The organism is Cellulomonas sp. APG4, from assembly GCF_009996735.1.
GTDB lineage: Bacteria > Actinomycetota > Actinomycetes > Actinomycetales > Cellulomonadaceae > Actinotalea.
This window is the reverse complement of sequence record NZ_JAACYI010000003.1, coordinates 1-26,185: the sequence shown is the minus strand read 5'-3', so window position 1 is coordinate 26,185 and position 26,185 is coordinate 1. Positions and strand designations below refer to the sequence as shown.

The 26,185-nt window shown below is 73.1% G+C and carries 27 protein-coding genes; 20 read left to right on the top strand and 7 right to left on the bottom strand.

The genetic code is table 11. The features are described 5' to 3' along the window. The first annotated feature begins 9 nt into the window (after positions 1–9). Positions 10–669: a thymidine kinase gene (locus tag GXB85_RS03410; RefSeq protein WP_161916248.1), complete on the top strand. Its 660-nt coding sequence runs from the start codon at positions 10–12 to the stop codon at positions 667–669. Positions 670–675: 6 nt separating this feature from the next. Here GXB85_RS03410 and sepH read toward each other — a convergent pair whose 3' ends face one another. Beyond that, positions 676–1,815, bottom strand: coding sequence for a septation protein SepH (gene sepH, locus GXB85_RS03405; RefSeq protein ID WP_161916247.1), 1,140 nt, complete (start codon positions 1,813–1,815; stop codon positions 676–678). 113 nt (positions 1,816–1,928) lie between these two features. On the opposite strand from sepH, the gene GXB85_RS03400 reads away from it, so the two are divergent. Both GXB85_RS03400 and GXB85_RS03395 read left to right on the top strand, forming a co-directional pair. Then, positions 1,929–2,777, top strand: a complete 849-nt coding sequence (locus tag GXB85_RS03400) for an inositol monophosphatase family protein (RefSeq protein WP_161916246.1) — start codon at positions 1,929–1,931, stop codon at positions 2,775–2,777. A gap of 188 nt (positions 2,778–2,965) precedes the next feature. Continuing rightward, on the top strand, positions 2,966–3,262 hold the full coding sequence (locus tag GXB85_RS03395; RefSeq protein WP_161916245.1) for a DUF4193 domain-containing protein: 297 nt from the start codon (positions 2,966–2,968) through the stop codon (positions 3,260–3,262). Between the two features lie 151 nt (positions 3,263–3,413). On the opposite strand, the gene GXB85_RS03390 is transcribed toward GXB85_RS03395, so the two are convergent. Next, positions 3,414–3,887, bottom strand: a complete 474-nt coding sequence (locus GXB85_RS03390) for a DUF3093 domain-containing protein (RefSeq protein WP_370523981.1) — start codon at positions 3,885–3,887, stop codon at positions 3,414–3,416. A gap of 105 nt (positions 3,888–3,992) precedes the next feature. Between GXB85_RS03390 and dut the strand changes: the two genes are divergently transcribed. Genes dut through GXB85_RS03370 form a run of 4 tightly spaced genes read left to right on the top strand, consistent with a single transcriptional unit; the run spans position 3,993 to position 6,320 of the window. After that, a complete protein-coding gene (dut, locus tag GXB85_RS03385) occupies positions 3,993–4,469 on the top strand; it encodes a dUTP diphosphatase (protein WP_161916243.1) in 477 nt (158 codons plus the stop codon). A 54-nt stretch (positions 4,470–4,523) separates the two neighbouring features. Next, a complete protein-coding gene (locus tag GXB85_RS03380; protein ID WP_161916242.1) occupies positions 4,524–5,225 on the top strand; it encodes a DUF3710 domain-containing protein in 702 nt (233 codons plus the stop codon). Then, complete coding sequence (locus tag GXB85_RS03375) at positions 5,225–5,614, top strand: OB-fold nucleic acid binding domain-containing protein (RefSeq protein WP_161916241.1); 390 nt, start codon at positions 5,225–5,227, stop codon at positions 5,612–5,614. The genes GXB85_RS03380 and GXB85_RS03375 overlap by 1 nt, the downstream gene beginning before the upstream one ends. Continuing rightward, on the top strand, positions 5,607–6,320 hold the full coding sequence (locus GXB85_RS03370) for a DUF3159 domain-containing protein (protein WP_161916240.1): 714 nt from the start codon (positions 5,607–5,609) through the stop codon (positions 6,318–6,320). Before GXB85_RS03375 ends, GXB85_RS03370 begins: the two co-directional genes overlap by 8 nt. Here the strand turns inward: GXB85_RS03370 and GXB85_RS03365 are convergent. Both GXB85_RS03365 and GXB85_RS03360 read right to left on the bottom strand, forming a co-directional pair. Beyond that, positions 6,247–6,921, bottom strand: coding sequence for a TrkA family potassium uptake protein (locus GXB85_RS03365; protein WP_161916239.1), 675 nt, complete (start codon positions 6,919–6,921; stop codon positions 6,247–6,249). The genes GXB85_RS03370 and GXB85_RS03365 overlap by 74 nt on opposite strands. Further along, positions 6,918–7,571 (bottom strand): TrkA family potassium uptake protein, encoded by a 654-nt coding sequence (locus GXB85_RS03360; protein WP_161916442.1) that lies wholly within the window; start codon positions 7,569–7,571, stop codon positions 6,918–6,920. The genes GXB85_RS03365 and GXB85_RS03360 overlap by 4 nt, the downstream gene beginning before the upstream one ends. 69 nt (positions 7,572–7,640) lie before the next feature. Here GXB85_RS03360 and GXB85_RS03355 point away from each other — a divergent pair, with 69 nt between their 5' ends. The 6 genes from GXB85_RS03355 (at position 7,641) to GXB85_RS03330 (ending at position 15,892) form a co-directional block, all read left to right on the top strand. Then, positions 7,641–9,659, top strand: a complete 2,019-nt coding sequence (locus GXB85_RS03355) for an APC family permease (RefSeq protein WP_161916238.1) — start codon at positions 7,641–7,643, stop codon at positions 9,657–9,659. Further along, complete coding sequence (locus tag GXB85_RS03350; protein ID WP_370523980.1) at positions 9,656–10,867, top strand: class I SAM-dependent RNA methyltransferase; 1,212 nt, start codon at positions 9,656–9,658, stop codon at positions 10,865–10,867. Before GXB85_RS03355 ends, GXB85_RS03350 begins: the two co-directional genes overlap by 4 nt. 54 nt (positions 10,868–10,921) lie before the next feature. Further along, positions 10,922–11,941, top strand: coding sequence for an NAD(P)-dependent oxidoreductase (locus tag GXB85_RS03345; RefSeq protein ID WP_370523979.1), 1,020 nt, complete (start codon positions 10,922–10,924; stop codon positions 11,939–11,941). A gap of 12 nt (positions 11,942–11,953) precedes the next feature. Further along, the gene (locus GXB85_RS03340; RefSeq protein WP_202627538.1) at positions 11,954–13,189 is read left to right on the top strand and encodes a Xaa-Pro peptidase family protein; all 1,236 of its coding nucleotides are present in this window, start codon (positions 11,954–11,956) and stop codon (positions 13,187–13,189) included. Positions 13,190–13,318: 129 nt separating this feature from the next. Next, a complete protein-coding gene (locus tag GXB85_RS03335) occupies positions 13,319–14,773 on the top strand; it encodes an NAD-dependent succinate-semialdehyde dehydrogenase (RefSeq protein ID WP_161916234.1) in 1,455 nt (484 codons plus the stop codon). A 99-nt stretch (positions 14,774–14,872) separates the two neighbouring features. Then, complete coding sequence (locus tag GXB85_RS03330; RefSeq protein WP_161916233.1) at positions 14,873–15,892, top strand: LacI family DNA-binding transcriptional regulator; 1,020 nt, start codon at positions 14,873–14,875, stop codon at positions 15,890–15,892. Between the two features lie 22 nt (positions 15,893–15,914). On the opposite strand, the gene GXB85_RS03325 is transcribed toward GXB85_RS03330, so the two are convergent. Next, positions 15,915–17,084: an MFS transporter gene (locus GXB85_RS03325; RefSeq protein WP_161916232.1), complete on the bottom strand. Its 1,170-nt coding sequence runs from the start codon at positions 17,082–17,084 to the stop codon at positions 15,915–15,917. Positions 17,085–17,416: 332 nt separating this feature from the next. Here GXB85_RS03325 and GXB85_RS03320 point away from each other — a divergent pair, with 332 nt between their 5' ends. The 5 genes from GXB85_RS03320 to GXB85_RS03300 are packed head-to-tail and all read left to right on the top strand — an operon-like array spanning position 17,417 to position 22,166. After that, the gene (locus tag GXB85_RS03320; RefSeq protein WP_161916231.1) at positions 17,417–18,661 is read left to right on the top strand and encodes an amino acid ABC transporter substrate-binding protein; all 1,245 of its coding nucleotides are present in this window, start codon (positions 17,417–17,419) and stop codon (positions 18,659–18,661) included. A gap of 9 nt (positions 18,662–18,670) precedes the next feature. Further along, complete coding sequence (locus tag GXB85_RS03315) at positions 18,671–19,555, top strand: branched-chain amino acid ABC transporter permease (protein ID WP_161916230.1); 885 nt, start codon at positions 18,671–18,673, stop codon at positions 19,553–19,555. After that, entirely contained in the window at positions 19,539–20,690 is a 1,152-nt protein-coding gene (locus tag GXB85_RS03310) for a branched-chain amino acid ABC transporter permease (protein WP_237727951.1), read from the top strand. Before GXB85_RS03315 ends, GXB85_RS03310 begins: the two co-directional genes overlap by 17 nt. Then, complete coding sequence (locus GXB85_RS03305) at positions 20,687–21,439, top strand: ABC transporter ATP-binding protein (RefSeq protein ID WP_161916229.1); 753 nt, start codon at positions 20,687–20,689, stop codon at positions 21,437–21,439. The genes GXB85_RS03310 and GXB85_RS03305 overlap by 4 nt, the downstream gene beginning before the upstream one ends. Continuing rightward, complete coding sequence (locus GXB85_RS03300; protein WP_370523978.1) at positions 21,432–22,166, top strand: ABC transporter ATP-binding protein; 735 nt, start codon at positions 21,432–21,434, stop codon at positions 22,164–22,166. Before GXB85_RS03305 ends, GXB85_RS03300 begins: the two co-directional genes overlap by 8 nt. A gap of 20 nt (positions 22,167–22,186) precedes the next feature. Here GXB85_RS03300 and GXB85_RS03295 read toward each other — a convergent pair whose 3' ends face one another. Together GXB85_RS03295 and GXB85_RS03290 are read right to left on the bottom strand one after the other, a co-directional pair. Next, positions 22,187–22,843: a GntR family transcriptional regulator gene (locus GXB85_RS03295; protein ID WP_161916227.1), complete on the bottom strand. Its 657-nt coding sequence runs from the start codon at positions 22,841–22,843 to the stop codon at positions 22,187–22,189. Between the two features lie 29 nt (positions 22,844–22,872). Continuing rightward, entirely contained in the window at positions 22,873–23,406 is a 534-nt protein-coding gene (locus GXB85_RS03290) for a VOC family protein (protein WP_161916226.1), read from the bottom strand. A 149-nt stretch (positions 23,407–23,555) separates the two neighbouring features. On the opposite strand from GXB85_RS03290, the gene GXB85_RS03285 reads away from it, so the two are divergent. Continuing rightward, positions 23,556–25,736: a thiamine pyrophosphate-dependent enzyme gene (locus GXB85_RS03285; RefSeq protein WP_370523977.1), complete on the top strand. Its 2,181-nt coding sequence runs from the start codon at positions 23,556–23,558 to the stop codon at positions 25,734–25,736. Position 25,737: 1 nt separating this feature from the next. Then, the coding region (locus tag GXB85_RS03280) for a lipoyl domain-containing protein (protein WP_202627537.1) at positions 25,738–26,185 on the top strand (448 nt) is incomplete at its 3' end.

The following is a 26,185-nucleotide window of genomic DNA, read 5'->3' as shown; positions in this document are numbered from 1 at the left end:
GGAGGACGCATGGCGGAGCTGGTCTTCTTCAGCGGGACGATGGACTGCGGCAAGTCCACGCTCGCGCTGCAGCTCGACCACAACCACGCGGCACGCGGCCGCGGCGGCGTCATCTTCACGCGCAACGACCGGGGCGGCCCCGACGTCCTCTCGTCGCGGCTCGGCCTGCGTCACCCGGCCGTCGAGGTGACCGACGCCACGGACTTCTGGGACGACGTCGTCCAGCGCCGGACGCGCGGTGAACGGGTCGACTACCTGGTGTGCGACGAGGCCCAGTTCTACTCGCCCACCCAGGTCGAGCAGCTCGCGGCCCTCGTGGACGAGATGGGCGTCGACGTCTACGCGTTCGGCATCACCGCCGACTTCCGGACCCGGCTGTTCCCGGGCTCGGCCCGCCTCATCGAGCTCGCCGACCGCGTCGAGGTGCTCCAGGTCATGTCGCTGTGCTGGTGCGGCGCGCGGGCCACGCACAACGCGCGCACGGTGGGCGGTGTGATGGTCGTCGAGGGCGAGCAGGTGGTCGTGGGGGACACCGATGCGGCCGCCACCGTGGGGTACGAGGTCCTTTGCCGCCGTCACCACATGCGGCAGATGACCGTCGCCGTCGCGCGCGCGCTCGCGCCGCCCGCCGACACGCTGCCGTTCGACCTCGAGCGTGCAGGCGGCTGACGTCGCTCAGTCGGTACGGGCCCCGAAGACGATCTCGTCCCAGCTGGGCACGCTCGCCCGACCCTTGCGGGACCTGCGCGCCGGGGCCGGGGCCTCGTCGGCCGCGGCCTCGTCGCGGGCAGCCTCGGGCGCGGGCTCACCGCCGGGCCCCACGTCGGCGAGCGGCAGCGTCTCCTCCTGGGGCGGCCGCGTCGCGTGGTCGGCCTCCGGGCCGCGCCGAGCGGGCATGTCGAGGACGCGCGCGTCGACGGCCTCCTCGGGCCGCGAGTGGGGTGGGTGCGCCGCGGGCACGGGACCCAGGTCCTCCGCGAAGTCGAAGGTGTGCTGCGGGCCGAAGCCCTCGAAGTCCTCGTCGTCGTCGCCCTCGAGCGAGAGCTCCTGCCGCACCCCGCGGCGGTCGGTGAGGTCGTCGAGCAGCGCGTGGGTGCTGGCCTGCGGGTCCGGCTCGGGCTCGGGCTCGGCCTGGGGTGCGGGTGCCAGGTCGACCGAGGCGAGCACGGGGCGCAGGGCCTCGTCGACCTCGACGTCGAACACCTGGTCACGCACGGCGGCGAGGTGGCGACGCGGGATCGGCTCGTCCGCGAGCTCGGTCTCGGAGAGCCACCGTGCCTCGTCGTCGACGGCGCGTACCGTGCGGGCGCCCGCGTCGTAGACCCACCGGGCGCTGCGCTCGCCGTCGCCGGCGGTGAACGTGACCTGGACCGTCCACGGTCCCGAGCCCTGACGCGCGGCGTCCCACGCGATGGTGGCCGCCTCGACCCCGCGGGTCGCGAGGCGGTCGGTCACCAGGTCACCCAGCACGGGGGCGCTCGCGTCGTGCCCGATGCGCGTGGCGCGCGCCTGGCTCGCGACGAAGTCGCGCTCGGCGAGCACCGGGCCCTCGTACCGGCGGACCACCGCGAGGCTCATGCCGGACTCCTCGGCGACCTCCTCGGCGCTCGCACCCGCACGGATGCGGCTCTGGATCTCGCGCGGCGGGAGGGCGCCCGCGGCCTCGACGCGTGCCTGCTCGAGCTGCGGCCGGTCGCGGCGGACGGCCGCGCGGAGCGCCTCGTCGATGGGCAGGCGGAAGCGCTGACCGTCCGGTCCCTGGAGGACGATGTGCTCACCGTCCTCGTGCAGACCGACCAGCTCGAGCTCGCTCATGGTCACCTCCGACGTCAGGTACGAGAGTGCCACCTGGGCGCGCGCGGCGCGGGGAGGCGGGCCGGTGTGCCGCGGCCGGGCGGGAGCCGTGGGTGGTCGGGCAGGATGGAGGCATGAGCTCTCCCGCGTCCTCGCCCCTGCCCGCCGCCGAGGTCTCCGAGCTGGTCGCGACGGCCGAGCGCCTCGCCCGCGCCGCGGGACGGCTGGTGCTCGAGGGTCGGCCGGACCGCGTGGACGTCGCCGCCACCAAGTCGAGCCCGATCGACGTGGTGACCGCGATGGACCTCGCGTCCGAGGAGCTGCTGCGCAGCGGCCTCGCGGCCGAGCGGCCCGACGACGGCGTGCTGGGTGAGGAGGAGGGGCTGGTCGCGGGCTCGAGCGGGGTGACCTGGGTGCTGGACCCGGTCGACGGCACGGTCAACTACCTCTACGGGATCCCGGCCTACGCGATCTCGGTGGCCGCCGTCGTGGGCGAGCCGGACCCTGCGACGTGGACGGTCGTCGCGGGCTGCGTGCACGCGGTCGCGGACGGCCGCACGTGGACGGCGGGGGCCGCGCTCGGCGCGCGGCTCGACGGCAGGCCCGTGCACGTCAACGAGCCCGCACCCCTCGACCGCAGCCTCGTCGCGACCGGGTTCGGCTACCGGGCCGATCGCAAGCGCGTGCAGGCGCGTGTGGTGGCCGAGGTGCTGCCGCGCGTGCGTGACGTGCGGCGCATCGGCTCGTCGGCGATCGACATGTGCATGGTCGCGACGGGCAACCTGGACGCGTACTGGGAGCGGGGCCTGGGCGCGTGGGACCTGGCGGCCGCGAGCCTCGTGGTCGCGGAGGCAGGGGGAGTGGTGCGAGGCCTGCGCGGGGCCCCCGCCACCACCGAGATGACGGTCGCGGGACCCGCGCCCACGGTCGAGGCGCTCGTCTCGCTGCTCGAGGAGCTGGACGCCGACTCCGACGAGGCCTGACCGTCCGGGCTTCCGTGCGGGGCCCGTCGGCGCGCGTGTTGGTCCTCGCACCCCGGCATGGTGCACAATCCCCTCGCCGATCGCAGCGGGAACAACGGACGCCGGTCGTGCATTGAGTACGTACCGACGTCGGACGGCGACCCGCCGTGACGTCACGGACCTGGACGACACGGAGTGTGAAACGCCTGATGGCCACCGACTACGACGCCCCGCGCAAGACCGAGGAGGACCTCTCGGAGGACTCCCTCCAGGAGCTCCAGGCGCGCCGATCCGACAAGAACTCGGGCGTGGTCGACGAGGACGAGACGGAGGCCGCCGAGGGCTTCGAGCTCCCGGGTGCGGACCTCTCGGGTGAGGAGCTCTCGGTGCGGGTCCTCCCGCGTCAGGCCGACGAGTTCACCTGCTCGAAGTGCTTCCTCGTGCACCACCGCAGCCAGCTCGCGAGCGAGAGGAACGGCGAGCTCATCTGCTCCGAGTGCGCCTGACGCACGCGGCGCAGGTGTCGTGCGGCACCACCACCGACGGGCCCGGGGACGTTCCCCGGGCCTTCGTCGTCCCCGGGGACCGCAGGCAGGAGCCGGTCGGTCGCGCCGCGTCGCCGCCTCGCCGCCTCGCCCGCGCCGCAGCGCCGTCCGTTCAGTCGCGCGCGGCCTCGAGGGCCGAGCGCAGGGCCTCGGGACGCCGGCTCGAGACCAGCCACGCGGGTGTCGGGTCGGCCTGGTCGGCCACCTCGACGTGCACGGCCCCCGGCACCCAGGCGCGCAGCACCGCGAACGTGCGGGCGTCCGATCCGGGACCGAGGGCGGCTCGGACGCCGTCCTTGTCGAGCACGCGGGCGGGCCCGAGCAGCGCCACCGGGATGTGCGCCGGCCCCGCGCGCAGCTCACCGTCGCGCACCTCCACGACCGCGGCTGTGCGCACGGCCACGGCGGCACCTGCCGCCAGGCTCGCTGCGCCGACGACGTACGCGACCGCGGGGCGCACGGGGTGCAGCGAGATCGTCACGAGGACGGCGAATCCGAGGACCAGCGACCAGCCGAGCGGACCGGGCCAGAGGCGCTCGCGGTGCAACGGGCTCGTGGTGCGCGGGGACGGGCTCGTGGTGCTCACGTGCCCAGCATCCCATCCCCGGCCGACGGCGCGGCGGTCACCGATGGCGCCGCGCACCCACGGACGTCCCGGTGCCGACAGCGCCTGCGCACTAGGCTCCCCGGCGTGGACCAGCCCAGCGCCGCACCCGTCGAGGTGCTGCTCGTGCTCCTCGACGACGAGCTGCCCGAACCTGCCTACGCCCATCCCGGTGACGCCGGGGCCGACCTGGTGACCAGGGTCGACGTCGTGCTCGCCCCCGGCGCGCGCAGCACGGTGCCGACCGGGGTGAGCATCGCCCTGCCGGACGGGTACGCGGGCTTCGTGCACCCCCGCTCGGGCCTCGCGGCCCGGCACGGGATCACCGTGGTGAACGCGCCGGGGACCGTCGACGCCGGCTACCGCGGCGAGATCCAGGTCACGCTGCTGAACACGGGTGACGAGGAGGTCGTGCTTCGCCGGGGGGACCGCGTGGCCCAGCTCGTGGTCCAGCGGGTCGAGCACGCCCGGTTCGTGCGTGCCGAGCGGCTGCCCGGCTCGCACCGCGGCGCCAACGGCTTCGGGTCGAGCGGCGGCTGGGGCCCGGGTGGGGCGTCCGAGTAGGGTCCGGATGCCCAGGGCGTCTATCGTCGTGGTGTCCGTTCTTCAGGAGGCAGTGTGAGCGTCTTCCGGCGTGCCAAGCAGCCGGCGCAGGACCAGGAGCCGACGACGTCGGCCGACGGGCCCGCCTCGTCCTCGTCCGACGCGACGGCCCGAGAACGTGGCCCGTGGGACGTCAGCGAGGTCCCCGAGCGCGGTCGCCGGCTCGACCTGGGCGCCCTGTGGCTGCCCGGCCGCGACGGCATGGAGCTGCGCATGGAGGTCGAGAAGAGCTCCAAGACCGTGACGGCGGCCGCGGTGTCGCTCGGCGGCTCGGCGCTCCAGCTCCAGGTCTTCGCCGCGCCGCGCACCGAGGGCATCTGGGACGAGATCCGGGCGGAGATCGCGGAGTCGGTGGTCAAGCAGGGCGGGTCGGTCGACGACCTGCCGGGCCCGTTCGGGCGCGAGCTGCTCGCGCGTCTGCCGGTGCGCACGCAGGAAGGACGCACCGGGCACCGACCCGCGCGGTTCCTGGGCTACGACGGACCGCGCTGGTTCCTGCGCGGCGTGCTGACGGGTCGGGCCGCTGTCGAGCCGGCCGAGGCGACCGTGCTCGAGGGCGTGTTCGCCGACGCCGTGGTGGTCCGGGGCAGCGAGCCGCGGGTGCCGCGCGAGCTGCTCGCCCTCCACCTCCCGGGCCAGCGGCCGGCCGCTGTGCCCCCGCCGCAGCCCGCGGCCGACCCGCTCGAGCGGGGCCCCGAGATCACCGAGACCCGCTGATGGCGACGACGGCGCAGCGGGTCGGGCGCCTCCGGGGCGCGCTGCACGCCCTCGTGGCGTCGCAGGCCGAGCTCGAGGCCACCGAGGAACGCCAGGAGAGCGCGCGGCGCGGCTGCGCGGCGATTGCCGACCTGCGCGACCGGCAGCCCGCCGAGGTCGCGGGCGTGCTGCGCAGCGTCACGCTCCGGGCGCGCGAGAACGTGCCGGCGCTCGAGGCCGAGCTCTACGACGGCAGCGGCGCCCTGCGCGTGGTGTGGACCGGTCAGCGCAGGATCGCGGGCATCGAGCCCGGCAGGCGCGCACGGCTGCGCGGCTTCGTCTGCACGCAGGACGGTCGGCGCACCATGTTCAACCCCCGCTACGAGCTGAGCGCGCGGCCCCATGGTTGAGCAGGCCGACGGCGACCCTCGGGCTCCGCGCACCGGTCGTGGCGTGCAGGCGCTCGCGGGCGACGAGTTCAGCTTCGCCGACGCCGTCGGAGGTGTCCGGGGAGCGGTCGAGTCGATCGCACCGGGCCTGCTGTTCGTCGTCGTGTTCGTCGCGACGCGCGACCTGGCACCCGCCCTCGTCGCCTCGCTCGCCGCGGCCGCCCTCGCCGTCGTGCTGCGACTCGTGCAACGGACGCCGGCCACCCAGGCGTTCTCCGGGGTGGCCGGCGTCGGCATCGGCGCGATCTGGGCCTGGCGCACGGGCGAGGCCCAGGACTACTTCACGTACGGGCTGTGGGTGAACGTCGCGTGGGCGCTGGGGGCCCTGGTGTCGATCCTGGTGCGCTGGCCCGTCGTGGGCGTGCTCGTGAGCCTCCTGCGTGGGCGTGACATGTCGTGGCGCACCGCACCGGGAGTCGCGGCCGCGCACCTGCGTCGTCGCTACGCGTGGGCCACGTGGCTGTGGGTCGGCCTGTTCTCGGCCCGGCTCGCGGTACAGGTCCCACTGTGGCTGCAGGGCGAGGAGGCCGTGGGCTGGCTCGGCACGGCGAAGCTCGCGATGGGCCTGCCGCTGTTCGCGCTCGGCCTGTGGCTCACGTGGCTGCTGGTGGCTTCACCAGCAGCTCGTGCAGAGCAGGAAGATCGGCCTGGGACCCCGCCACGATGAGCAGCTCGTCGCCGGCTTCGAGGGTGTCGTCGGGGCTCGGCGCGATGGGGCGCGGGCCACGCACGATCGCGGCGAGCACCGTGTCCGGGGGCCAGACCACCTGACCCACCCGCACGCCCACGAGCGGGGCGTCCTCGGGCAGCGTCAGCTCGAGGATCTCGGCACCCGACTGGTGGAACGTGAAGATCTTGACGAGGTCGCCGACCGCGACGGCCTCCTCGACCATCGCCGTCATGATCCGCGGCGTGGAGACCGCGACGTCGACGCCCCAGGCCTCGTCGAACATCCACTCGTTCTTGGGGTTGTTGACCCGGGCGACCGTGCGCGGGACGCCGTACTCGGTCTTCGCCAGCAGCGAGACCACGAGGTTGACCTTGTCGTCGCCAGTCGCCGCGACGATCACGTCGCACTCGTCGACCTTGGCCTGGGTGAGCGTCGAGAGCTCGCACGCGTCGGCCAGGAGCCACTCCGCGTCGGCCACGGAGGCGACACGCATCGCGCTCGGCTGCTTGTCCACGAGGGTGACCTCGTGGTCGTTGGCGAGCAGCTCCGTGGCGATCGACCGACCGACCGAGCCCGCTCCCGCGATGACGACCTTCATCCCTCGACCTCCGGCGGCACGTGCGTCAGGACGCGTTCGACCCGCGGGACCTCGGTCGCGAGAACCATGAGGTGGACCAGGTCGTTCTCCTGGAGCACCGTGTCGGGGCCGGGCAGCACCCCGTCGCCGTAGCGGGTCACGTAGGCGACCCGGGTCCCGGTCACCTGCTCGATGTGGGTGAGCGGGAGCCCGATCCAGCCCGGGTGGATGTCCATCTGGGCCATGACCACCTGCCCGGACGCGTCCCGGTACTCGTCCGTCGCGCCCATCGGGAGCATGCGGCGCAGCACCTGGTCGGCCGTCCAGCGCACCGTCGCGACCGTCGGGATGCCGAGCCGCTGGTAGATCTCGGCGCGGTGCGGGTCGTAGATCCGTGCGACGACGTTGGAGACGCCGTAGGTCTCGCGGACCACGCGCGCGGCGAGGATGTTCGAGTTGTCGCCGTCGGAGACCGCAGCGAACGCGTAGGCGTCCTCGACGCCGGCCTGGACGAGCGTCTGGCGGTCGAAGCCGAGACCCGTGACACGACGCCCGGTGAACTCGGCCTCGAGGCGACGGAAGGCATCGGGGTTCTGGTCGATCACCGCGACCGAGTGGCCACGCGACTCGAGCGACTGGGCGAGCGTGGCTCCCACGCGGCCGCAGCCCATGATGACGAAGTGCACAGACGGTGACGCTATACCGTCCGGCGGGCCCGCGCGGGCCTAGCATGGGCTCTCGTGTCTGATGTCGCCGACGCCGCCAAGCGGCTCGTGCTCGGTCGCCCCTTCCGTACGGAGCGCCTGGGCCACACGTTGCTGCGCAAGCGCATCGCGCTGCCTGTCTTCGCCTCGGACGCGCTGTCGTCGGTCGCGTACGCCCCGGACGAGATCCTGCTCACGCTCTCGATCGCCGGCCTGGGTGCCGCCCTCATCTCACCGTGGGTGGGCCTGGCCGTCGCCGTCGTGCTGGTCGCCGTGGTCGCGTCCTACCGGCAGAACGTACACGCCTACCCCTCGGGCGGGGGTGACTACGAGGTCGCCACCGTCAACCTGGGACCGCGCGCGGGCGTCTCGGTCGCGAGCGCGCTGCTCGTCGACTACGTCCTGACCGTCGCCGTGTCGATCTCCTCGGGGGCGCAGTACGCGGCGGCCGCGGTCCCGGCCCTGCGCGGCCACGAGACGCCCTTCGCGATCGGCGTCGTGCTCCTGCTCATGGTGCTCAACCTGCGCGGGGTCAAGGAGTCCGGACGTCTCTTCGCCCTGCCCACGTACCTCTTCATGGCCGCCGTGGGCACGGTCGCGGTCGTCGGCTTCGTCCGCTGGGCGACCGGCACGCTGCCGATGGCCGAGAGCGCCGAGCTCGAGATCGTCCCGCAGTCCGGGTTCGACCAGGGGCTCGTGGGCCTCGCCGGGGCGTTCCTGGTGCTGCGCGCCTTCGCCTCGGGATCCGCCGCGCTGACCGGTGTCGAGGCGATCAGCAACGGCGTCCCCGCCTTCCGCAAGCCGAAGAGCCGCAACGCGGCGACGACCCTCCTGCTGCTGGGCACGCTCTCGACGACCTTCATCATGTCGATCCTGCTGCTGGCGCAGGCGACGCACGCCCACATCGTGGAGGACCCGGCGACGCAGCTCCTCCGCGACGGTGAGCCGGTCGGTGAGGAGTACGTCCAGGACCCGCTCATCGCACAGCTCTCGGAGGCCGTGTTCTCAGGCTTCGGCCCTGCGATCGCGCTCATCGCCGTGGTCACCGGGCTGATCCTCGTGCTCGCCGCGAACACGGCGTTCAACGGCTTCCCGGTGCTCGGGTCGATCCTCGCGCGCGACGGCTACCTGCCGCGCCAGCTCCACACGCGCGGCGACCGGCTCGCGTTCTCGAACGGCATCATCTCGCTCGCCCTGGGTGCGGTCGTGCTCATCTGGGCGTTCGACGCCCAGGTCACGCGGCTCATCCACCTCTACATCGTCGGCGTGTTCGTGTCGTTCACGCTCAGCCAGCTCGGGATGGTCCGCCACTGGAACCGTGAGCTGCGCACCGAGCCGGACACGCAGGCGCGGGCGCGCATGAAGCGCTCGCGCGCGATCAACGCCGTGGGGCTCGGCCTCACCGGCACCGTGCTCGTTGTCGTGCTGATCACCAAGTTCACGCGCGGCGCGTGGATCGCGCTGCTCGCGATGGCGTGCATCTTCGTGGTCATGCAGGCGATCCGTCGCCACTACGCGCGGGTGAGCGAGGAGCTCGCCCTGGGCGACGACCCTGCCGCGGCGCGCGCGCTGCCGAGCCGTGTGCACGCGATCGTGCTGGTCTCGCGGCTGCACAAGCCCACGATGCGCGCGCTGGCGTACGCACGGGCGACCCGGCCGTCCGTGCTCGAGGCCGTCACGGTCAGCGTCGACCCCGACGACGTCGCGCGCCTGCGCGAGGAGTGGGAGGCGCTCGACCTGCCGGTCGCGCTCAAGATCCTCGACTCCCCGTTCCGCGAGATCACGCGGCCGGTGCTGGGTTACGTGCGGTCGATCCGGCGCGCGAGCCCGCGCGACCTCGTCGTGGTGTATGTGCCCGAGTACGTCGTGGGGCACTGGTGGGAGCACCTGCTCCACAACCAGAGCGCGCTGCGGCTCAAGAGCCGGCTCCTGTTCACCCCCGGTGTGGTCGTGGCCTCCGTGCCGTGGCAGCTGCGCTCGGTCGACCCCGCGACGAGCGGCCGCGGGGTGCCCGCACCGCCCGGGGGGCCGGGACAGACGGAGGGCGGCGCGTGATCGAGCTGGAGGTGGGCCCCGTCGCCCACGGCGGGCACTGCGTCGCGCGGCACGAGGGCCGTGTGGTCTTCGTCCGGCACACCTTGCCCGGGGAGCGCGTGCGTGCCGTCCTGACGGACGCGGGGGAGAGCGCCCGGTTCTGGCGTGCCGACGCGGTCGAGGTGCTCGAGGCCAGCCCCGACCGCGTCCCCTCGGCCTGGCCCGCGGCGGGCCCCGGAGGCGTCGGCGGTGGGGAGCTCGCGCACGTCTCCCTCGACGGGCAGCACCGCTGGAAGGCCGCCGTGGTGCGCGAGCAGCTCGAGCGCCTGGCGCGGCTCGAGCGCGACGTCGTGGTCGAGAGCGCCCCGGGGGACGACGAGCGCGCCGGTCTCGGCTGGCGCACGCGCATCGAGCTCGTCGCGGACGCCTCGGGCCGCGCGGGCATGCACCGCCACCGCTCGCACGACGTCGTCCCGCTCGAGGACATGCCGCTCGCGGTGCCCGAGCTGCGTGACGCGGGCCTGTTCACCCGGCACTGGGCCCCCGGCGCACGCCTCACGGCCGTCGCACCCGTGGGTGGTGACCGGCCGCTCGTGCTCGTGGACGGCGTTCCGCTCCACCGTGGTGCCGCGGACACCCGGCCCAACGCGCGTACCTCGGTACGTGAGGTGCTCGAGCTCGACGACGGCACGCGCTACGTGTGGAGGGTGGCGGGGGCCGGCTTCTGGCAGGTCCATCGGGAGGCGCCACGCGTGCTCGTCGAGGCGGTCCGCGCTGCCGTCGGCCCCAGGCCCGGCGCGACGGTGCTGGACCTGTACGCCGGCGCGGGACTGCTGAGCGCGCCGCTCGCGGACGCCGTCGGCGAGGCGGGACGCGTGGTCGCGGTCGAGGGGGACCCGGGGGCCGTGCGCGACGCGCGGCGCAACCTGCACGCGCGGCCGCAGGTGGATCTGCGCCTCGGAGCGGTCGCGGACGTGCTGGACGGGGTGGGCGCGGCCGACGTCGTGGTGCTCGACCCGCCGAGGGTGGGTGCGGGCCAGCGCGTGGTCGAGCGGGTGGCCGCGACCGGGGCCGGGCGCGTCGTGTACGTCGCGTGCGACCCTGCCGCTCTCGCGCGTGACGTGGCTCACTTCGAGGAGCTGGGGTACGGGCTGCGCGAGCTTCGCGCGTTCGACCTGTTCCCCATGACGCACCACGTCGAGTGCGTCGCGGTGCTCGACCGGGGCTGAGCCGGACCACGTCCGGGCCTCGACGGGAACGAGCGCGTCTCGGACCGCAAAGGATTGCATTGCAGCGCGTTGCTTGCCAGACTGGCCCGCACGAACTGTCGCCGCAATCGCTTGCAATGGAGCCGCATGATGACCGACGAGAGCACGCCCCGGATCGGCTGGATCGGCGCGGGCCGCATGGGCGCCGCGATGGCGGCGCGCCTGCTGGCCGCGGGCTACGACGTGGCGGTCTACAACCGCACCCGGGCCAAGGCTGAGGCGCTCGAGCCGCTCGGTGCTTCCGTGGTCGACAGCCCGGTCGAGCTCGCGGACCGCGACGTCGTCCACACGATGGTCTCCACGGCGGCGGACCTGCGCGCCGTCCTCACCGGTCCCGGGGGTCTGCTGACCGGGGACGTGGTGCCACCGGTGGTGGTGGACTCGACCACCGCCGACGTCACGCAGGGGGACGAGCTGCGCGCCCTCGCCGCCGAGCGCGGGGTCCGGCTGCTCGCCGCACCCGTGTCGGGCAACGCGAAGGTCATCGACGCCGGGCGGCTCACCATGGTCACGTCGGGGCCGCGCGAGGTCCACGACGCCGTGCTCCCGCAGCTCGAGGCGATCGCGCGTGCGGTCACCTACGTGGGTGACGGTGAGCGGGCGCGGCTGGTCAAGATCTGCCACAACCTGTTCCTCGGCGTGGTGACCCAGTCGATGGCCGAGATCACCGTGCTCGCGGAGAAGGGCGGCATCGCGCGCCACGACTTCCTCGCGTTCCTCAACGACTCCGTGATGGGCTCGACGTTCACGCGCTACAAGACGCCGGCCTTCGTCAACCTCGACCTCACGCCCACGTTCACCGCGGTGCTGCTGCGCAAGGATTTCGACCTCGGGCTCGCCGCGGGCCGCCGGCTCGACGCCCCGATGCCGGTCGCGGCGCTCGTGCACCAGCTGGTGGGCGCCGCGGTCGCCGAGGGGCGGACCACGGAGGACTTCGCCGTCCTCCTCGAGCTGCAGGCGCGCGCGGCGGGCCTCGAGCTCGTGCCCGAGGACGCGCAGGTGACCGAGGGCCTCGTGCCCGCCCAGGAGGGCTGACCGATGGTGCACATGAGCCTGACCCCGTCCCCGGGCCGCATGGCGGTCGACTTCGAGGAGCGCGTGAGCTTCGACCGCCTCCGCGAGTACCGCCTCGCACGCGCGCGCGCCGCGCTCGAGGCGTCCGAGCTCGGGGCGCTCCTGCTGTTCGACATCAACAACATCCGCTACACGACGTCGACGATGATCGGCGAGTGGGCGCGCGACAAGGTCGCCCGGTACACGCTGCTGATGCGCGGCCAGGAGCCCATCGTCTGGGACTTCGGCTCGGCCGCGAAGCACCACGAGATCTACGCGCCGTGGCTGCGTCCCGGCAACTCACGCGCCGGGATGCTTGGCCTGCGCGGGGCCGTGCACCCCGACGCCGGCCTCGTGCGCTCGGCCGTGGCCGAGCTGGTCGACGAGCTCACGCGCGCCGGCGTGCGAGACATGCCGCTCGGCGTGGACATCGCCGAGCTCCCCATGGTGCTCGAGCTGCAGCGTGTGGGCCTCGACGTGCGCGACGGTCAGCAGGTGATGCTCGACGCCCGCAAGATCAAGTCGCGCGACGAGATCGCGCTCCTCACGACGGCCGCGGCGATGGTCGACGGCGTCTACCAGACCCTCACCGAGGCGCTCAAGCCCGGCATCCGCGAGAACGAGCTCGTCGCGATAGCGAACAAGCAGCTCTACGACATGGGCTCGGACGACGTCGAGGCCATCAACGCGGTCTCGGGCGAGCGCTGCAACCCGCACCCCCACAACTTCACCGACAGGCTCATCCGTCCCGGGGACCAGGCGTTCTTCGACATCATCCAGTCGTACATGGGCTACCGGACCTGCTACTACCGCACGTTCGTCGTCGGGCGCTCGACGCCGTCGCAGGTGGACGCGTACGTCAAGGCGCGCGAGTGGATCGACGCGGCGATCGACGTGATCCGCCCGGGCGTGACGACGGACCAGGTGGCCCGGCTGTGGCCGCGCGCCGAGGAGTTCGGCTTCGCGTCCGAGATGGCCGCGTTCGGCCTGCAGTTCGGGCACGGCCTCGGCCTCGGTCTGCACGAGCGGCCCATCATCTCGCGCCTCGTCTCGCTCGAGAACCCGATGGAGATCAAGGAGGGCATGGTCTTCGCGCTCGAGACCTACTGCCCGGCCTCGGACGGGTTCTCGGCCGCACGGATCGAGGAGGAGGTGGTCGTGACCGCCGACGGGTGCGAGGTGATCACGCTCTTCCCCGCCCAGGAGCTCTTCGTCACGAACCCGTACTGACCGCCGCACGGCGCCCGGGTGGCTGACAGGCGCCGTCCGGGCGGGCCACGATGGACCTGCTCGCACCGACGCGTCGTCGACGCGTGGGCGGGCTGGACAGGGCGCTCGCCGCCCCAGCGAGGAGGAACGATGATCGACGACCTGGTGACGGGCCTGCGTGTGCCGACCGACCTGTACGTGGGCGGCGCCTGGGTCGGGGCGGGCGACGGCGGGCGGTTCGACGTCATCGACCCGGCGACGGGCCTGCCCATCGCCGACGTCGCGAACGGCACGGTGGAGGACGCCCTGCGCTGCGTCGACGCGGCCGACGGGGCCGCCGCCGCGTGGGCGCGCACCGCACCGCGCGAACGTGGCGAGATCCTCCGGCGTGCCTTCGAGCTCATGACCGAGCGCACCGAGCAGCTCGCCGAGCTCATGGTGCGCGAGAACGGCAAGGCCCTCGCGGACGCGCGCGGCGAGGTGCGCTACGCCGCCGAGTTCTTCCGCTGGTACGCCGAGGAGGCCGTGCGGCTCTCGGGCGAGCTGCGCACGGCGCCCGCGGGCACGAACCGGATCATGGTGCTGCGGCAGCCGATCGGCATCGCGCTGCTCATCACCCCCTGGAACTTCCCGGCGGCGATGGCGACCCGCAAGATCGGCCCGGCCCTCGCGGCCGGGTGCACGGTGGTGCTCAAGCCCGCGTCCGAGACCCCGCTCACGGCGCTGGCGCTCGGGGCGCTGCTCTCCGAGGCCGGGGTGCCCGACGGCGTCGTGAACGTGCTCCCCTCGCGGAGGTCGGGAGACGTCGCCTCGGCCGTGCTCGCGGACCCGCGTGTGCGCAAGCTGTCGTTCACCGGCTCGACCGAGGTGGGCCGCTCGCTGCTCGGCCTCGCCGCGCAGCAGGTGGTCTCGTGCTCGATGGAGCTGGGCGGCAACGCCCCGCTCGTCGTGCTCGAGGACGCCGACCTCGACGTCGCGGTCGAGGGCGCGATGCTCGCCAAGATGCGCAACGGCGGCGAGGCCTGCACGGCCGCCAACCGCATGTACGTCCACCGCGCGGTCGCGGACGAGTTCACCCGCCGTCTCGGCGAGGCCATGGCCGGGCTGAGCGTCGGGCCGGGCCTCGAGGACGCCGCCGTCGGGCCGCTCGTCAACCAGGCCGCCGTCGACAAGGTGAGCGAGCTCGTGGCCGCGGCGGTCGACGACGGCGCCCGCGTGGTCACGGGTGGTGAGGCGGTCGAGGGCCGGGGGTTCTTCTACCCGCCGACGGTGCTCAGCGACGTCCCGCCGACCTCTCGCATCCTCGAGGAGGAGATCTTCGGGCCGGTCGCACCCGTCGTCCGGTTCGACTCCGACGAGGAGGCCGTGCGGCTCGCCAACCGCACCGAGTACGGCCTCGTCGCCTACGTGTTCACGCGGGACCTCGCGCGCGGGCTGCGCATGAGCGAGGCCCTCGAGGCCGGCATGGTGGGCCTCAACCGCGGTGTGGTCTCCGACCCCGCGGCCCCGTTCGGCGGGGTCAAGCAGTCGGGGCTGGGACGCGAGGGCGGCCACGAGGGCATGCTCGAGTACACCGAGTCCAAGTACGTCGCCGTGGAGTGGTGACGTCGTGGGCGGGCCTCGCTCGTCTACGCTGACGGGCGTCCCGGGCCGGCCGGGGAGCCCGCGGAGCGGGCCGCGACGCAGGGGGAGGCGCGACGGGACGTGACCGCCACGCTCAAGCAGGTGGCCGAGCGCGCGGGCGTGCACCCGGGCACGGCGTCGCGTGCGCTCAACCCCGCGACGCAGGCCCTGGTGAGCGAGCAGACCGTGCGGCGCGTGCAGGCGGCCGCCAAGGCGCTCGCGTACCGGCCCAACTCGATGGCCCGCGGCCTCAAGACGAACCGCACCACGATGGTCGGCATCGTCGTGCCGGACCTGTCGAACCCCCTCTTCCCGCCGATCGTCCGCGGCGCGGAGGAGGTGCTCTCGCGCTCGGGCTACACGTGCCTGATCGCGGACACCGACAACGACGCGGAGCGCGAGCGTGAGAGCTTCGAGACGCTGCGCGCGCGCCAGGTGGACGGCCTGATCATCGCGTCGGCGCTGCGCGACGACGCGGCGGTGCGCGAGGCCGCGGCCCAGGGCCTGCCGATGGTGCTCATCAACCGACGGGACGACCAGGCGCGGCTCCCGGCCGTGACCGGTGACGACAGGGACGGCATCGAGCAGGCCGTACGTCACCTCGTGGGCCTGGGCCACCGGCGCATCGCGCACCTCGCGGGGCCGTCCTCGCTCTCGACCGGTGCGGACCGGGCGCGTGCGTTCCGGCACCTCGTGGCCGAGCTGTGCGGACCGGACGCGACCGACATGGTCGAGGAGTGCCGCGCGTACGCCGTCGACGAGGGTGCCCGCGCGGCGCGGGCGCTGCTCGACCGTGCAGGACCGCCGCCCACCGCCGTGGTCGCGGGCAACGACCAGATCGCGATCGGTGTGCTCGACGTGCTGCGTGAGCGCGGGCTGCGCTGCCCGCAGGACATGAGCGTCGTCGGCTACAACGACATGCCGTTCGTCGACAAGCTCTCTCCACCCCTCACCACGGTGCGGGTGCCCCACGCGCAGATCGGGGCCGAGGCGGCGCGCCTGCTCATCCGCTGGGTCGGGGGCGACTCGTCCGCACCGACCACCACGACCCTGCCCGTGGACCTCGTGGTGCGAGGGTCGACCGCGGCACCGGCGAGCTGAGCCGCCAGGGCCCGACGGGCGCTCACCCGGGCAAGCGGTGCCGGGTCCAGGTCGCGACGGCGGTGAGCACGAGTGCGGTGAGCAGTCCCGCGAGGAGGTACGGCACGAGGTCGCCGCGCGCGACGAACGGCACCCCGAGCGCCGTCCACGCGGCGCTGCCGAGGAAGAGCGCCGAGGCGAACAGGCTCACGACCGTCGCCCGCAGGGTCGGCACCACCTGGGTCGCCCAGTTCTGCATCGTCGAGTGCATGAACGCCCACGCGCCCGCGAGCAGGACCGATGCCGTGACCACGCCCGGCAGGCCGCGGTCGACCAGCAGCGCGCCGTAGGACCCGAGGCCCATCGCACCTCCGACGGCGATCAGCCGGGCGGGGGAGACCCGCGCGGACAGAGCCTTCACCAGGCGCGCGAAGGCGACGATCGCGAGGCCGTACACGGCGGTCGCGGCACCCGACGCCGCGGTGCCGGTGCCGCCGGCCTGGAGCACCGTCGGCAGGTAGGTGATGACGCCGAGCAGCACCATGCCCTCGCCGCCCGCGAGCACCAGCACGAGCAGCGCGCGCCGGTGCGTGAGCACCTCGCGCACGCGGTGCGCCTGGACCCGCAGCCCCGGTGGGCTCGCCGGCCGTGACGCGTCGGGACCGGACGGCTCGGGCACGCCGCGCAGCACGAGCGAGACGGCGAGGACGGCGACCGCGGGCACCCCGAACGCGACCCTCCAGCTCAGCAGGTCACCCAGGAGCGCCCCGACGAGGGTCGCCGCCGCCATGCCGAGCGCCGTCGCCGTCATGAGGTCGGTGAGAGGCGCGTGCCGACGGACGGCCGGGACCGTGTCGCCGATGTACGTGATCGCGCCGGGCACCGCGGCGGCGTACGCCCCGCCTGCGACGAGGCGTGCCACGACCAGTGCGGCCAGGCCCGGTGAGAGTGCGGTCGCGACGCCAGCGACCCCCGCGACGACCATCGCGAGGCGCATCGTGCGCACGCGTCCGAGCCGGTCCGACACGAGCCCCCAGACCACCTGCATGAGGCCGTACCCGACGAGGTAGACCGTGGCCATGAGCGCGACCTCGGCGACCTCGGCGTCGAGGTCGCGCGCGATCGGCAGCAGGAGGGGTGCGACGAGGAGCCGGTCGAACGAGCTCAGGAAGGTCGCGGCGTGCAGCACGCGCAGGGGCCGGGCCTCAGCCACGACGACGCCGTGCACGTGACCTGGGCATCGCGCTCCTGACGACGTCTGCTGCAAGCGATTGCACGACCCTAGAGACGGGCCGGGTGTGCGGTCAAGGGGCGACACGGGGCGCCCGAGGGCAGATCGGACAGCGCTATCCCAGCCTTGTGAGCGCGCGCGACGCCCCAGATCACGCTGGGGTCACGGGGTGGGCGGAGGCGTTGACGGGGCCGGGTTGCTCCTATAGCGTCGCGGCATCGAGGGCAAACGATTGCGGTCCGTTCATCCCCCTGGAAGTGCTCCTCGCCCTCTATGGCACCGTGAACCCGTCAATGACGACGTAGGAGGGTCCCATGTCCGCACGACGACTCACCCGGAGCCGCGCCCGTGGCGCGGCCGTGGTCGCAGGAGCCGCGCTCCTGCTCACCGCGTGCTCCTCGGGCGGCGGTGGAGGCGCCGAGGAGGAGGGCGACGACGACGGCCCGATCCGCATCGGCATCTCGCTGCCGTTGACCGGCGACTTCTCCGAGCCCGGCAAGGGCGTGCAGAACGGCTACGAGATCTGGCGCGACGAGATCAACGAGGCCGGCGGCCTGCTCGGGCGCCAGGTCGAGCTCGTCATCCTCGACGACCAGTCGAACGCCGACCGCGTGGTGGCCGACTACGAGGCGCTCATCACCCAGGAGGAGGTCGACCTCATCTTCGGCCCCTTCTCGAGCCGGCTCGTGCTGCCCTCGGCGCGCGTCGCGGAGGAGTACGGGATGCTCTTCGTCGAACCCGCGGGTGCGGCCGAGGACATCTTCGCCGCGGGCTACCGCAACCTCTTCTACGCCGCCCCCGCCGTGGCGGACACGCACTACGACTACCTCTTCGACCACCTGATGTCGCTGCCCGACGGCGAGCGTCCCGAGACGGCCTCGTTCGCCTCGATGGACGACCCGCTCGCGATGGGTGCGGCCAACGGTCTCAAGGCCAAGCTCGAGGAAGCGGGGGTCGAGATCCTCGTCGACGAGATCTACCCGCCGAACACGACCGACTTCAGCGGCATCGCGGCGCAGCTCGCCGAGGCCGACGCCGACCTGCTCGTGGGCGGCACGCAGTACCAGGACGGCGTCAACATGATCCTCGCGGTGCGTCAGCTCGGCTACCAGCCGCGCATGGCGGCGTTCACCACCGCCCCGACGCTGCCTGAGTTCGTCGAGGCCATCGGTGCGGACAAGGTGGACGGGATCATGACGCCGAACGGCTACTCGCCCGCGGCCGAGTACGAGGGCAACGCGAACTTCGTCGAGATGGTCATGGAGAAGGAGGGCCGCGAGCCCACCGAGGACGAGGCCAACGCGTACACGGTGGGTCAGGTCGTCACCGCGGCCGTCGAGGCCGTGGGCTGCGCCGAGCAGGGTGACTGCCAGACCGAGCTCGTCGACTGGCTCCACGAGAACGAGGTCGCGACCATCGTCGGTGACCTGCGCTGGGACGAGGCGGGCCGGCCGAACGGCGCGCACTTCATCCAGCAGTACGTGGACGGCTCGCCCGAGATCGTGCTCCCCGAGGACCAGGCGACAGCCGAGTTCATCGCCGTCAAGCCGGAGTGGTGAGCTGAGCCCATGTCCTCCGCACTGCTGCTGCAGAGCCTGATCCTGGGCATCCTGCTGGGTGGTCTGTACGCCCTGCTGGCCTCGGGTCTGACGCTCTACTTCGGAGTCATGCGCGTGGTGATGATCGCCCACTCGGCGTTCCTCATCCTCGCGGGCTACCTGGCCTGGTTCTTCACCGTGCAGACGGGGCTGGACCCGATGATCTCGCTCCTCATCACCGTGCCGCTGTTCTTCGGCATCGGCGTGCTGATGCAGCGGCTGCTCATCACCCGGCTCAAGCCCGCGTCGCTGACGATGATGTCGGTGCTGCTGACCTTCGCGATCGCGCTCGTGATCGAGGGGATGCTCGGCTTCACCTTCACCGGGGTGCAGCGCAGGATCCGGCTGGACTACGGGGCCTCGAGCATCGAGGTCCTGGGGGCGCAGGTCGCCGTCGTGAAGCTCGTCGCGTTCGGCCTCGCCGCGCTCGCGCTCGGCAGCCTCTGGTTCGTGCTCAAGAAGACCTCCTTCGGGCAGGCGCTGCGCGCCACGATCCAGCACAAGGAGGCCGCCGAGCTCGTCGGCATCGACACCGCCAAGGTGGCCAGCTACGGCTTCGGCCTGGGGCTGGCCACCGCGGCGGTCGGTGGCACCGCCCTGGCGCTCGATGCGACGATCTACCCGTCGCTCCACTGGCACTGGATCGGCCCACTCATGGCGATCATCGTCGTCGGCGGCCTCGGGTCGATCCCGGGTGCGGCCGTCGCGGCGATGCTGCTGGGCGTCACGCAGTCGCTCCTCCAGGTGCCGCTCGGGACCACCTGGGCCCAGACCGTCTTCTACGTGGCCCTCTTCGTCACCCTGATGGTGCGGCCGCAGGGATTCTTCGGAGGTCGCCTTGCGCAACGCTTCTGAGACCACGCGGGCGGCCGCGCCCGCGGCCGAGCGCACCGCGGGGAACCGGGCCGCGCGCCCGCCGCTGCTCCGCGACCCGCGCCGACTCGTCGGCGTCGGCCTGCTCGTGGCCCTCGCCGTCGTGGTGCTGGTCTTCCCGATGACGACGTCGGTCGGGTACCTGCTCTCGACCGGCGTCGTGATCCTCAACTACGCCCTCATGGCGACCGGCTGGAACTTCATGGGCGGGTTCACGGGGTACATCTCGCTCGGGCACGCGGCCTACTTCGGGCTCGGCGCCTACGCAGTCGCGATCCTCATCGACCGCACGGGCATGTCGCCCTTCCTGGCCCTCGCGCTCGCCCCGCTGGTCGTCGTCGTCATCGCGATCCCGGTGGGCGTCGCGGCGCTGCGCGTGCGCGGCGCCTCGTTCGTGATCGTGACCATCGCGTTCGTGCTCATCCTGCTGCTCGTCGCGCAGAGCTGGGCCTCGCTCACGGGCGGTTCCACCGGCCTCATGGTCCCGCGGGCGTTCCAGGGGCTCATGCGGACCGAGCACCACCAGGTCTTCTACTACATCTACGTCGCGGCCCTCGTGCTCGCGCTGCTCGTGTGGTGGCGCATCGACAGGTCGCGCTTCGGCATGGGGCTCAAGGCGGTGCGCGAGGACGAGGACAAGGCGCGTGCGCTCGGCGTCCCGACGTTCCGCGCCAAGCTCATCGCGTTCGCCTGGTCGGCGTTCTTCACCGGCCTCGCGGGCGCCCTGTACGCGCTGTGGTTCGGCGACCTCGACCCGGTGTTCCAGTTCTCCATCCTCATGGGCGCGTACATGGTGCTCATGGCGCTCCTGGGCGGGGTCCGCGAGCTCTTCGGGCCGTTGCTCGGGGCGATCGTGGTCGGCCTCGCGATCGAGTTCTTCAAGGCGGAGTTCGGCGACACGCAGTTCCACCTGGTCGCGACCGGGCTGCTGCTCGCACTCGTCGTGCTGTTCATGCCCGAGGGCGTGATCCCCGCGGTCAAGGGCCTGTTCGCGCGGTTCGGGCCGCAGGCGTCCTCGATCCGCGAGGTCAGTGCGCAGCAGCTCCTGGACGGGACGCAGGACGCGCCCGACGACGACGCGCCGGTGGCACCCGGCGGGGTGGGGAGGGTCCGATGACCGCGACGGGGACCGTGACCGGCGGTGCGCTGACCGTCCGGGGGCTGTCGAAGGCGTTCGGCGGGGTGCGTGCGGTCGACGACGCGAGCGTCGAGTTCAAGCCCGGGCGGATCAACGCGATCATCGGCCCCAACGGCTCGGGCAAGACGACGTTCTTCAACTGCGTCACCGGGATGATCCGCGCCGACCGCGGCACGGTGACGCTCGACGGCCGGGACGTGAGCCGCGCGACACCTGACCGGATCGCGCGCCTCGGCCTGGGCCGCAGCTTCCAGGTGTGCCGCGTCTTCCCACGCATGACGGTGATGGAGAACATGCTCGTGGGCGTGCGCTCGACCGCTGCCGACCTCTGGCGCCGGGCCGACGACGAGGAGTCGCTCGAGCGCGCGCGCGGGTGGCTGCGGCGCGTCGGCATCGACCACCTCGAGCACAGCGAGGCGCGCAACATCTCCTACGGCCAGCAGAAGCTGCTCGAGCTCGCGGGCGTGCTCATGGCCGAGCCGCGCATCGTCATGCTCGACGAGCCCGCGGGCGGCGTGAACCCGGCGCTGATCGGGCGCATCTCGGCCCTCGTGCGCGAGCTCAACGCCGAGGGCCGGACGTTCATCGTCGTCGAGCACAACATGGACCTCGTGATGAGCCTGTCGGACCACGTCGTCGTCTTCGACCGGGGCCGACCCATCGCCGAGGGTGCGCCCGCCGAGGTGCAGACCGACCCACGCGTCCTGGAGGCCTACCTTGGTGTCTGAACCGCTCCTCGCACTCGACGGCATCGAGGCCGGCTACGGACGCGCGGCCCTCGTGCTGCGCGGGCTCTCGGTGCACGTGCCGCCGTCGACGATCGTGTGCCTCGTCGGACCCAACGGCGCGGGGAAGTCCACGGTGCTCAAGGTCGCGAGCGGCATGCTGCAGCCGCGGGCGGGCGCCATCCGGGTGGCCGGCGACGACGTGACCGGCCGGACCCCGCAGCAGATGCTCGCGGCGGGCCTCGCGCACGTGCTCCAGGGCCACAGCGTCTTCCCCGAGATGACCGTCGAGGAGAACGTGCGGCTGGGCGCCTACACCGTGCGGGACCAGGCGGTGGTCGAGGAGCGGGTCGCTCGCGTCCAGGAGATCTTCCCGATCGTGGGGGACCGGTGGCGGCAGCTCGCGGGGCTGCTGTCCGGTGGTCAGCAGAAGCAGGTCGAGTTCGCCCGCTCGCTGATGATGGAGCCCAAGGTCGTGCTGCTGGACGAGCCGTCGATGGGCCTGGACCCCAAGACGACCGCGACGGTGTTCGAGCAGATCGTGCGCATGCGCGACCACGGCACGGCGGTGCTGCTGGTCGAGCAGAACGCGCGGCGCGCGCTCGAGGCGGCGGACGTGGGCTGCGTGCTCGACCTGGGCCGCGTGCACATCTCCGGACCCGCTCCCGAGCTGCTCGCCGACCCCGAGCTGTCCCGCCTGTACCTCGGTGGCCGTCCCGCGGGCGTCTGACCCGGGCGGGGCCGTGCCCGTCAGGCGCCGTCGAAGAGCTCGGGGTGGCGTGCGAGCTCGACGCGCGTGCGGCGGATGTGGACGGCGAGGAGCTCCTCGGCGTCACGCACCTGGCCCCGTCGCAGCGCGTCGACGAGCAGGTGGTGCTCGGCGTGCGTCGCGGTGCTGTCGGCGATGCCCACGAGCAGCCCGAAGGCGCGCCGGTAGTGCTGCGTCGAGTTCCACAGGCGCAGCACGAGGTCGCCGAGCGCGTAGGTGCGCGCCGCGCTGAACGAGAGCAGGTGGAACTCCCTGTCCAGGCGCAGGAAGGTCTCGAGGTCGGCCCCCTGCATGCGGTGCGCGAGGTCGTCGAGGCGGTCGAGCGCCTCGGGGTCGAGGTGGGGGGCGGACAGGCCGAGGAGCAGCGGCTCGAGCCGCTCGCGCACCAGGTAGGCCTCGGTGCACTCGGCGAGGCTCAGGCGCTCGACCCACGCCCCGGTGCTCGCCACGAGCCGCACGAGGCCCTCGGCCTCGAGCCGTCGCAGCGCATCGCGCACCGGGAGGCGGCTCGCCCCGAACTCCCGTGCGAGGTCCTCCTGCCGGATGCGGGACCCGGGAGCGCGCTCGCCACCGAGGATCTGCCGGCGCAGGCCGTCGGCGATGCGCGCCGACGCGGGGCCGGCCGCGGTCTCGGTCATGGCTGCTCCGTGCTCTGCTGCGACACCGCTCAGGCGGTCGGGTCGCCAGGATGCCAGAGCCGCCCCGCGATCGAGGGGTCCCGCTCGTAGGCCTTGCCGTCGGGGTAGCTCACGAGCTCGAGCTGCATGCCCCACGGCGTTAGGAAGTACACCCACCGCTGGCCCTCGTTGTGGCTGCGGCTCGCCGTGGGCTCGCCGAGCACCCGGACGCCCCGGGAGCGCAGGTAGGCGACGGCGGCGTCGATGTCCTCGACGTAGAACGCGAGGTGGTGGCCGCCGATGTCGCTGTTGCGTGGCTGAGGTGCGGGCGGCTCGGGGGTCTCGTAGCGGAAGATCTCGAAGTTCGGGCCCGTGCGGCAGCGCAGGAACCTGTTCTCGCGCATCACGGTGCGCGGGTCGACGTTCAGGTGATCGGCCATCCAGCCGTCGTCGGAGGCGAACGGGCCGAGCGAGAACAGCCGCTCGCACCCGACGACGTCGACGAAGAAGCGTTCGGCCTCGTCGAGGTCCGGCACGGTGAAGCCGATGTGCTCGGTGCCGACGAGCCCGGGGATGCCTGCCATGAGTCGCCTCCATGTATCCGATAGACCGTGTCAACCTCGTCAAGCATGCATGCAGGCCGAACAAGAGGCTTGTCACTGTATCCAATCGGCGCGTAGGCTCCAAGGGTCCGCGACGGCGAGGGTGCCGTCGCCGAGCTCCAGGAGGATGCGTGCGCACCACGCCGCTCGAGCCGGCCGTCCCGTGGGTCGAGGTCTCCACCACGCCGGAGGACTGGGACGCCGCCGATCCCGCCCTCCTCGCGACGATGCTCGGCCAGCTGCACCTGGTCCGGGCCTTCGAGGAGACGGTCCTCGAGCTCGCCGGCCAGGGCCTGGTCCACGGTCCGGCGCACTCGAGCATCGGCCAGGAGGGCGGCGCCGTCGGCTCCGTGCTCGCGCTGCGCTCGTCCGACGGCGTCAACGGCTCGCACCGCGGGCACCACCAGTTCCTCGCGAAGGCGATCGCGCACGTCGCACCCCGGCTCGACCTGACGGCGCTCGTCACCGACGAGGTCGCCGTCGTGCTGCGCCGCACGCTCGCCGAGATCCTCGGCCTCGCCGAGGGCTTCTGCCGCGGGCGCGGAGGGTCGATGCACCTCCAGTGGCGCGAGGCGGGCGCGCTCGGCACCAACGCCATCGTCGGCGGGGGCGTGCCCCTCGCGGCCGGCAACGCGTGGGCCCAGCGGCACGCCGGGACCGACGACGTGACCGTGACCTACTTCGGCGACGGCGCCGTGAACATCGGGTCGGTGCTCGAGAGCATGAACCTCACGGCGGCGTGGGACGTACCGCTGTGCTTCTTCATCGAGAACAACCTGTACGCGGTCTCGACCCGGGTCGACGAGGCCACCGGTGAGCCGCGGCTCTCGGGGCGCGGTCCAGGCTTCGGGATCCCGGCGTGGCGCGTGGACGGGATGGACCCGCTCGCGGTGCACCTCGCGACGCAGGCAGCCGTCGAGCACATGCGCTCGGGTGAGGGCCCGACGGTGGTCGAGGCAGAGGTGTACCGGTTCTTCCACCAGAACGGTCCCTACCCGGGCAGCGCGTTCGGCTACCGGCCCAAGGACGAGGAGGCCGGGTGGCGCGCGCGCGACCCGCTCGACCGGGTCGCGGGGGAGATGGCCGCGCGCGGCCTGCTCGACGAGCCCACAGCCGCGGGCGCCCGCCGCCAGGCCCAAGAGGCCATGACCGCCGTCGTCGATGCGCTCCTCGAGCCCGAGCCCGGCGCCAAGGCGGGTGTGCGCCGCATCCGGCCCGAGCTGTGGCCGTCGACCGACTTCGTGGACGTGGGCGTGCGCGGGGACCTGAGCGAGGTCGCGGGTGCACGCACCGAGGAGGAGACGACGTTCGGCGGAGAGCTCGCGCCGACCCGCTTCATCGAAGCCGTCGCGCGGGTGATGGGACGGCGCATGGCCGCCGACGAGCGCGTCGTGGTGCTCGGCGAGGACGTGCACCGGCTGGGTGGCGGGACGAACGGCGCGACGAGGGGTCTGCCCGATGCCTTCCCCGGTCGCGTGCTCGGGACGCCGATCAGCGAGAACGCGTTCTTCGGCCTGGGCGGCGGGATGGCGCTCGACGGGAGATTCCGGCCGGTGGTCGAGTTCATGTACCCCGACTTCCTCTGGGTCGCGGCCGACCAGGTCTTCAACCAGGTGGGCAAGGCGCGGCACATGTTCGGCGGGGACAACGCCGTCCCGCTCGTGCTGCGGACCAAGGTCGCGGCCGGGACGGGCTACGGCTCGCAGCACTCGATGGATCCCGCGGGCATCTTCGCGACGGCACCGGGCTGGCGGATCGTCGCGCCGTCGACGCCGTTCGACTACGTGGGCCTGCTCAACGCGGCGCTCGCGCTCGACGACCCGGTGCTCGTGCTCGAGCACGTGGACCTCTACGGCACCACGGGCCCCGCGCCGGTCGACGACCTCGACTACCAGCTGCCCGTGGGTCGCGCTCTCGTGCGACGCCCCGGGACCGACGTGACCGTGCTGACCTACCTGAGCATGGTGGGTCACAGCCTCGAGGCCGTCGAGGCGAGCGGTGTCGACGCCGAGGTGGTCGACCTGCGCTGGCTCGACCGCGCGAGCCTGGACTGGCAGACGGTGGGGGAGTCGATCCGCAAGACGGGCAACGTCCTCGTGGTCGAGCAGGGGGCTGTGGGCACGTCGTACGGCGGCTGGCTCTCGGACGAGATCCAACGACGATTCTTCGACTGGCTCGACCAGCCCGTGCAGCGGGTCACCGGCCGCGAGGCGTCGCCGAGCATCTCCAAGGTGCTCGAGCGGGCCGCGATCGCGAAGACCGACGAGGTGGTGGCGGGCCTGCGCCGCGTCGTCGAGGGGTTCGGTGGCTGAGATGGCGAGCATCGTGCGCATGCCCGAGGTCCTCGCGAACGCGACCGACGCGGTGATCGCCTCGTGGGCCGTGGCCGAGGGCGCGACCGTCGCTGTCGGCGACCTGCTGGCCGAGATCGAGACCGACAAGGCCGTGGTCGAGCTCACCGCGGAGGAGGACGGCGTGCTCGCCCGGCAGCTCGCGGCCGCAGGCGACCGCGTGGACGTGGGGGCGCCCGTCGCTCTGCTCCTGGCGAGCGCCGACGAGCAGGTGGACGTCGCGGCGCTGCTCGGCCGGGACGCCGACCTCGCGAGCCAGGCGGAGAACCCCACCGACGACGACGGCGCCGTCGCATGTGCGGCCGCAGCCGGGAGTGCCCCCGCTGCCGACGCCACCGCCCCCGCCGACGCCACCGCCCCCGCCGCCGCCACCCCCCCCCCCGCCGACGCCACCGCCCCCCCCCCCGCCA

What these genes read in the sequence shown, in the direction of transcription:
- GXB85_RS03320 (WP_161916231.1), top strand. Translation starts at nt 17,417, where the DNA reads ATGTCCGCACGACGACTCACCCGGAGCCGCGCCCGTGGCGCGGCCGTG.
- GXB85_RS03365 (WP_161916239.1), bottom strand. Translation starts at nt 6,921, where the DNA reads ATGAAGGTCGTCATCGCGGGAGCGGGCTCGGTCGGTCGGTCGATCGCC.
- GXB85_RS03400 (WP_161916246.1), top strand. Translation starts at nt 1,929, where the DNA reads ATGAGCTCTCCCGCGTCCTCGCCCCTGCCCGCCGCCGAGGTCTCCGAG.
- GXB85_RS03370 (WP_161916240.1), top strand. Translation starts at nt 5,607, where the DNA reads ATGGTTGAGCAGGCCGACGGCGACCCTCGGGCTCCGCGCACCGGTCGT.
- GXB85_RS03375 (WP_161916241.1), top strand. Translation starts at nt 5,225, where the DNA reads ATGGCGACGACGGCGCAGCGGGTCGGGCGCCTCCGGGGCGCGCTGCAC.
- GXB85_RS03395 (WP_161916245.1), top strand. Translation starts at nt 2,966, where the DNA reads ATGGCCACCGACTACGACGCCCCGCGCAAGACCGAGGAGGACCTCTCG.
- sepH (WP_161916247.1), bottom strand. Translation starts at nt 1,815, where the DNA reads ATGAGCGAGCTCGAGCTGGTCGGTCTGCACGAGGACGGTGAGCACATC.
- GXB85_RS03340 (WP_202627538.1), top strand. Translation starts at nt 11,954, where the DNA reads ATGAGCCTGACCCCGTCCCCGGGCCGCATGGCGGTCGACTTCGAGGAG.
- GXB85_RS03305 (WP_161916229.1), top strand. Translation starts at nt 20,687, where the DNA reads ATGACCGCGACGGGGACCGTGACCGGCGGTGCGCTGACCGTCCGGGGG.
- GXB85_RS03335 (WP_161916234.1), top strand. Translation starts at nt 13,319, where the DNA reads ATGATCGACGACCTGGTGACGGGCCTGCGTGTGCCGACCGACCTGTAC.
- GXB85_RS03295 (WP_161916227.1), bottom strand. Translation starts at nt 22,843, where the DNA reads ATGACCGAGACCGCGGCCGGCCCCGCGTCGGCGCGCATCGCCGACGGC.
- GXB85_RS03315 (WP_161916230.1), top strand. Translation starts at nt 18,671, where the DNA reads ATGTCCTCCGCACTGCTGCTGCAGAGCCTGATCCTGGGCATCCTGCTG.
- GXB85_RS03290 (WP_161916226.1), bottom strand. Translation starts at nt 23,406, where the DNA reads ATGGCAGGCATCCCCGGGCTCGTCGGCACCGAGCACATCGGCTTCACC.
- GXB85_RS03360 (WP_161916442.1), bottom strand. Translation starts at nt 7,571, where the DNA reads ATGGGCTGCGGCCGCGTGGGAGCCACGCTCGCCCAGTCGCTCGAGTCG.
- GXB85_RS03410 (WP_161916248.1), top strand. Translation starts at nt 10, where the DNA reads ATGGCGGAGCTGGTCTTCTTCAGCGGGACGATGGACTGCGGCAAGTCC.